This is a genomic window from Alicyclobacillus shizuokensis NBRC 103103, from assembly GCF_001552255.1.
Lineage (GTDB): Bacteria > Bacillota > Bacilli > Alicyclobacillales > Alicyclobacillaceae > Alicyclobacillus_G > Alicyclobacillus_G shizuokensis.
Map to the genome: position 1 here is coordinate 67,504 of NZ_BCQV01000020.1, position 6,370 is coordinate 73,873.

The 6,370-nt window shown below is 62.1% G+C and carries 4 protein-coding genes and 1 pseudogene; 1 reads left to right on the top strand and 4 read right to left on the bottom strand.

Going from position 1 to position 6,370, the window contains the following annotated elements; all coding sequences use genetic code 11:
• Window positions 1-7: 7 nt before the first annotated feature.
• From pyrG to ASH01S_RS09315, 4 genes are all read right to left on the bottom strand, one after another.
• The gene (gene pyrG / locus ASH01S_RS09300) at window positions 8-1,633 is read right to left on the bottom strand and encodes a CTP synthase (protein WP_067926941.1); all 1,626 of its coding nucleotides are present in this window, start codon (window positions 1,631-1,633) and stop codon (window positions 8-10) included.
• Between the two features lie 79 nt (window positions 1,634-1,712).
• Entirely contained in the window at window positions 1,713-2,285 is a 573-nt protein-coding gene (gene rpoE / locus ASH01S_RS09305; protein ID WP_067926904.1) for a DNA-directed RNA polymerase subunit delta, read from the bottom strand.
• A gap of 132 nt (window positions 2,286-2,417) precedes the next feature.
• Window positions 2,418-3,557: an acyl-CoA dehydrogenase gene (locus tag ASH01S_RS09310; RefSeq protein WP_067926907.1), complete on the bottom strand. Its 1,140-nt coding sequence runs from the start codon at window positions 3,555-3,557 to the stop codon at window positions 2,418-2,420.
• A gap of 73 nt (window positions 3,558-3,630) precedes the next feature.
• Window positions 3,631-5,649, bottom strand: coding sequence for a (Fe-S)-binding protein (locus tag ASH01S_RS09315; RefSeq protein ID WP_083516989.1), 2,019 nt, complete (start codon window positions 5,647-5,649; stop codon window positions 3,631-3,633).
• Between the two features lie 451 nt (window positions 5,650-6,100).
• On the opposite strand from ASH01S_RS09315, the pseudogene ASH01S_RS09320 reads away from it, so the two are divergent.
• Window positions 6,101-6,370: pseudogene (locus ASH01S_RS09320) on the top strand (methyl-accepting chemotaxis protein); the annotation flags it as partial.

The following is a 6,370-nucleotide window of genomic DNA, read 5'->3' on the forward strand; positions in this document are numbered from 1 at the left end:
GCCTTCTTCAGACCTGGCTCAGGGGCTGGGCTGGCTGCTCCTGATGACGCAGGGCCGCTGCCACGAACTCGCGGAACAGCGGCTGCGCCCGATTCGGACGGGAGGTGAACTCAGGGTGGAACTGCACCGCGACAAACCACGGATGATCCGGCACCTCAATGACCTCGACCAGCCGCCCGTCCGGCGACGTGCCGCTGATGCACAACCCGGCCGCCGTCAGCGTGTCCCGGTAAGCGTTGTTGAACTCGTAACGGTGGCGATGCCGCTCCCGCACAACCGGACTCCCATACGCCTGGGCCGCGAGGCTGCCCGGCACAAGCCGACACTCGTAGGCGCCCAAGCGCATCGTGCCGCCCATGTCCTCCACCTGCTTCTGCTCCGGCAACAGGTCAATCACCGGGTACGCGGTATGGGCGTCGAACTCGCCGCTGTGCGCCCCCTTCAGGTTGGCCACATGGCGGGCATACTCGATGACGGCAATTTGCATGCCCAGACAGATCCCGAAGTACGGAACCTTGTGCTCGCGGGCGTAACGGCAAGCCGTGATCTTGCCTTCGATGCCGCGGTCGCCGAAGCCACCGGGCACCAGGATTCCGTCGGCGCCGCCCAACAACTCCGCCACGTTCTCCTCGGTGACCTCCTCCGCGTGAACCCACTGAATGTCCACCGACGCGGCGTTCTCAAAGCCGCCGTGCCGGAGCGCTTCAATGACGCTTGCGTAGGCGTCCGGTAGCGCCACATACTTGCCCACCACCGCAATCGTCACCCGCCGCTTGAGGTCTTTGATGCGGGCCACCATGCGCCTCCACTCATCCAGATCAGGCGCCGCCGGAGCAAACCCGAAGTGGCGCAGGACAATCGTGTCCAGCCCCTCCTCGCGCAGCATCAAGGGAACCTCGTAGAGCACCTCCGCGTCCCCGTTTTCAATCACCGATTCCACGTCGGTGTCGCAGAACAGGGCGATTTTCTTCTTCACCTCCAGCGATAGGGGCACCTGCGTGCGGCAGACGATGATGTTGGGCGTGATGCCGATGCTGCGCAGCTCCGCCACACTGTGCTGGGTGGGCTTGGTCTTGACCTCGCCGGTCAACGGGAGGAGCGGCACCAGGGTGACATGAATGTAAAGGACGTTATCGCGGCCGACCTCGGTCCTCATCTCGCGGATGGCCTCAAGGAACGGCAGGCTCTCGATGTCACCGACGGTCCCGCCGATTTCCGTGATGACCACGTCGATGCCCGGGGCGGCCGCCTGCAAAATGCGCTCCTTGATCTCGTTGGTGACGTGCGGAATCACCTGCACCGTGGCGCCCAGGTAATCGCCGCGCCGCTCCTTGGTGATCACCGACCAGTAAATCTGGCCGCTGGTCACGTTGTTGGCCGCGCTCAGGTTCTCATCGACAAATCGCTCGTAATGGCCCAGGTCCAGGTCTGTCTCTGCCCCGTCGTCGGTGACGAACACCTCGCCATGCTGGTAGGGGCTCATCGTACCCGGGTCCACGTTGAGGTACGGATCGAACTTTTGGATGGTCACCTTCAGGCCGTGGCTCTTCAACAGACGGCCCAGCGAGGCGGCTGTGATGCCTTTCCCCAAGCCCGAGACAACGCCTCCGGTGACAAAGATGAACTTCGCCATCATTCTGCTCCTCTCTCACAAAAACAGCGTCCCAGCCGCAGCTGGAACGCAGACTGGCGCACCAAGCCAGGGTTCCAAGTCAGTATTTGCTGTCTTCGCCATCCAGCGACTCATCCAGGTCGTCTTCCGCCAAAAGATCCGAGGCCTCGTCGTCACCGAGGTCCTCGTCACTGTCTGCGTCCAAGTCGTCCGTTTCCATGTCGTCCGAATCCTGGTCCTCGTCGGTGATGTCCACGTCCTCCAGGTCCTCGTCGTCCACGGCGACTTCATCGTCTTCCAGGACGTCCTCATCGTTCTCGTATTCGTCCACATCGACGTCTTCGTCATCGTCACTGAACGCATCGCCGCTCTTGCGGACAAACCGTTTGCTGGAGAGCGCCTTCTCCGCCGTTCGGTCCACCGGATACCAGCGCCGCAACCCCCAGGTGTTCTGTCCGAGGCAGATGAATCGCCCGTCGATGTTGATCTCGGTGTACAGCCGCGCGATGACTTCCCTGACCTCTTCCTCGGTCATACCGCGCAGCGCCTGAATCTCGGCCACCAGGTCGCGAAAGTAGCACGGTTCCTTGCGCACGCGCAGGATCTCCCACGCCAACTCGACCAAGGGCATCTGCAAAATCTCGTCTTGCGACTTGGACAGCGCCACAGTCATGCCTACTCCTCCTCGCCGTTCGACGGGGCTTGACTATGCCAACTCAAATATGAGCATTATAGCACACGATGCGCCCTGCCACACGTCCCTCTGCAGGAATTTTTTCAAGCGCCCGCCGCCCTCCCGACAGGGTCATCGCGTCAAGTGGCGAGCGATGATCATGCGTTGAATCTGATTGGTCCCTTCGTAAATCTGCGTCACCTTGGCGTCGCGCATATACCGCTCCACCGGGTAATCCTTGATATAGCCGTAGCCGCCGAACAGCTGCACGGCGTCAGTCGTCACCTGCATCGCGGTGTCGGAGGCAAACAGCTTCGCCATCGACGCCTCCTTCCCGCAAGGCTGTCCCTGGTCGCGCAGCCAGGCGGCATGGTAGACGAGCCACTGGGCCGCCTGGACGCGCGTCGCCATGTCGGCCAGCATGAACTGCACCCCCTGCAGCTCGGACAAAGGCTTGCCGAATTGGCGCCGGGTCTTGGTGTGGGCGCGGGCGGCGTCGAGCGCCGCGCGGGCGATGCCGAGCGCCTGCGCCCCAATCCCGATGCGGCCCGTGTCCAGCAGTCGCATGGCAATGGAAAACCCTTCCCCCTCGCCCCCGAGCCGCTGCGCCGCCGGGATGCGAGCGTCTTCAAACAACAGCTCGCACGTGGCCGATCCGTTCAGCCCCATCTTCCGCTCCTTCTTGCCGACACGAAAGCCTTGTGTGTCTTTATCCACAAGGAACGCCGTCACCCCGTGGCTGCCTTGAGCTGGATCGGTCACGGCGAACACGCAGTAGACGCCGGCCACACCGCCATTGGAGATGAATACCTTGGTACCGTTGAGCACGTAGGTGTCCCCGTCCCGCACCGCGCGCGTGCGGATGGAGCGCGCGTCTGAACCCGCGTCCGGCTCCGTCAGGGCGAACGCACCGAGGCACTCGCCCGAACACAGCCGCGGCAGGTACCGCCGCTTTTGCTCGTCGCTGCCAAAGTACAGAATCGGGAACGTCGCGACCGAAGTGTGCACCGCCAGAATGACTCCGAGCGTCGCCGATGCGTAGGAGATTTCCTCCATGGCTGCAATGTAGGAGACAAAATCGGCGCCCACGCCGCCCCATTCCTCCGGGATGGGCAGGCCCAGGAGCCCGAGCTCCCCCATCTGCCGCACAAGCTCGTGTGGAAACTCGTCCCGTTCATCGATTTCCTGTGCACGCGGGGCGACCACCTCGCGCGCGAAAGACCGCACCAGCTGGCGCATCCGCTCCTGCTCGGGTGTGAACTGAAAGTCCATCGCTCACCGCCTCCAAAATGGCCCCGTCCAGGGCCGAACGGCGTTTGCGCACAGGCCACAACCGCAGTCCGCCTCAGGCGGTTTCCTCCTTCGGGTTCACCGCCTCCGCGTCCCTTAGCGACATCGCCAGCAGCTCAATCACATCGTAGGTCTGCATCTTATCCTCCGCGCCGTGCGCCTTGGTGCCGTCTATCAGCATCGTCATGCAGTACGGACAGGCGGTGCCCAGCACGGTGGCGCCGGTTTTGAGCGCCTGCTCCGCCCGCATCACGTTGATGCGCGTCCCCGTCTCCTCTTTGAACATCCCGCCGCCGCCGGCGCCGCAGCACATGCTGTGCTGCCGCCTGCGCTCCATTTCCACCAAGCGGACGCCGGGAATCGATTCGAGGATGTAGCGCGGCGGGTCATAGATGCCGTTGTAGCGGCCCAGGTAGCACGAGTCGTGGTACGTGACCACCTGATCGACGCGGCGCTCCGGTTTGATGCGGCCCTCCTGAATCAGTTTCGCCGCAAACTGGGTGCTGTGCCAGACCTCCTCCGCCTGCCAGCCAAAGTCCGGATACTCGTTCCTGAAAGTGTTATACGCGTGCGGATCGGTCGTGATGATTTTTCTTACGCCGTAGGTCTGGAAGATCTCGATGTTGCGCTGCACGAATTCCTGGTACAAAAACTCGTTGCCGAGCCGGCGCGCCGAGTCTCCATCCGACTCCTCCTCGACGCCGAGGATGGCAAAATCGACACCGGCGGCCAGCAGCACCTTGGCGAACGCCTGGGCAATCTTCTGCGCCCGCTGGTCAAACGAGGCGGCGGTGCCGACGAAGAACAGGTATTCCGCCTGTCCGTTCACCTCCGCCATCGTGCGCACCGGCAGGTCCTTGGCCCAGGCGGCCCGCTCGCGGCGGTTGATGCCCCACTCGTTCGATTGCCGTTCGAGATGGGTGAACACCTTGTTGACCTCGGGGCTGACCTTGCCTTCGGTCAGCACCAGATAGCGGCGCAGGTCGATGATGTCCTGCACATGTTCGTTGGCCACCGGGCACGCTTCTTCGCAGGCGCGGCAGGTGGTGCAGGCCCAGACCTCCTCCTCGCTGAACACCCCAAGCTCAAACAGCGATTGATCGGTCAATGGCTCCGCCCCCGCCGCCAGCTTGGCCAGCATGCCGGGACCTTGCTGATTCACCGCGTCCTTCATCTTGAGAATCAGGTACTTCGGCGACAGCGGCTTCCCCGACAGCGTCGCCGGGCAGCCGACGTGGCAGCGACCGCACTCGGTGCAGGCATAGCCGTCCAATAGCTGCTTCCAGGTGAACTGCTCGATCCGCCCGACGCCAAACTCCTCGACGCTCTCGTCTTCCAAATCGAGCGCCCGCAATTTGGGCGGACCCAGGCGCCGAAAGTACCAGTTGAGCATGGCGCCCAGCATGTGCGAGTGTTTGGAGCGCGGGATGACGTAGAGGAAGGTGAAGATGCAGAACACGTGAATCCAGAAACAGACCTCGGCGATGGTGAGCAAGGCGCCGCGCCCGACCCCGCTGAACCACCCGGCGATGGCACTGACCACCGGCGACCACCAGCCGGGGGCCTTGCCCTCCAGGTCGACGTCCGCCCCTGTGGCCACCAGGTAGGTCAGGACGATGAGCCCAATCAAGCCGAGGATCAGGCCGCCTTCCAGGCCCCCGCCGAGACGCATCGGTCTCAGTCCGTAACGGCGGATGAGCCCGACGATGACAGCCGCCAGCACGCACAGCGACAAAAGCTCCTGGATAAACAAGTAGACATTCGAGTTTCCCCACGGGAAATGCCAACGGGTTAGGTGAAAGACGATGAAATCGAGGTCCCCAAAGACCAGGACCAAGAACCCCCAAAAGATAAAGAAATGAGCCAAACCCGATGGCTGGGCCAACACCTTCTTCTGGAGCAACACGTTGACGACAAAACTCCGTATGCGCTGGCCCGTATCCCCCACACGGCTGCCGTCCGGGGCCCCCGCCAGCACGTAACGGACGCGATCCGAAACGGCCTTGACAAATAGATACACGGCCCCCGCAAACAAGAGGAGAAAGATGATGCCTTGCACAATATACCCAACCACGACGCCGATGCCTCCCCTCCGCCGGCACGCATGAAGCGGGGTGATCTCTGCCGGGATGATAAGCGCTTACAGAATACCTACCGACCGGTCGGTTTCCCTTATGGTATAACACTTCACCCGGATAACCAAGGAGAAAATCTGGCTTCGCCCCCTTGTCTTCGTCAGACTCTTGATTCTACCATACCATTGGCGGTGTGGATTGTGAACCGAGCAGACAAGGCGCGGCCCCAAGCGGACATCCTGGGCATCCACGGAAACAAGGTTTGAGCGCTGGTTGAATCCGTTGGTGAAATAGTCCATTCGAACTAGTTGCATCCGAAGCAGGAAAATAGCCCGGTTTCACCTGGCCGGTCGGCCTATTTCCCGGGTACCCTGACGGTGCGTGCGACGCGCACGAACTTGGCGCCATCGTCAGTTGGCCGGTCGGCCTTGCAAAGGAGGAGGTCGTCAAATGGAAGAACACGCACAAGATAGACCATTACACCAACGATTTCACCGGGTCCGCAGTGAGGTGACTCTATATTGGCTGGGCGCATCTGCTGGCGCCATCGCCGCCGACGCCATCTTTTTCCGCATGGCTTATCGTGAACACGACAGTGGATTGGCCTGGTCCGTCGCTGCTGTCATTCTGCTCATCGTCATCCTCGCTCTGGTCATCCAATGGCGGTTCCGGGCCTTGTTTCGGCCGATTCAGGCGCTCTACGATGAAATGATGTACATA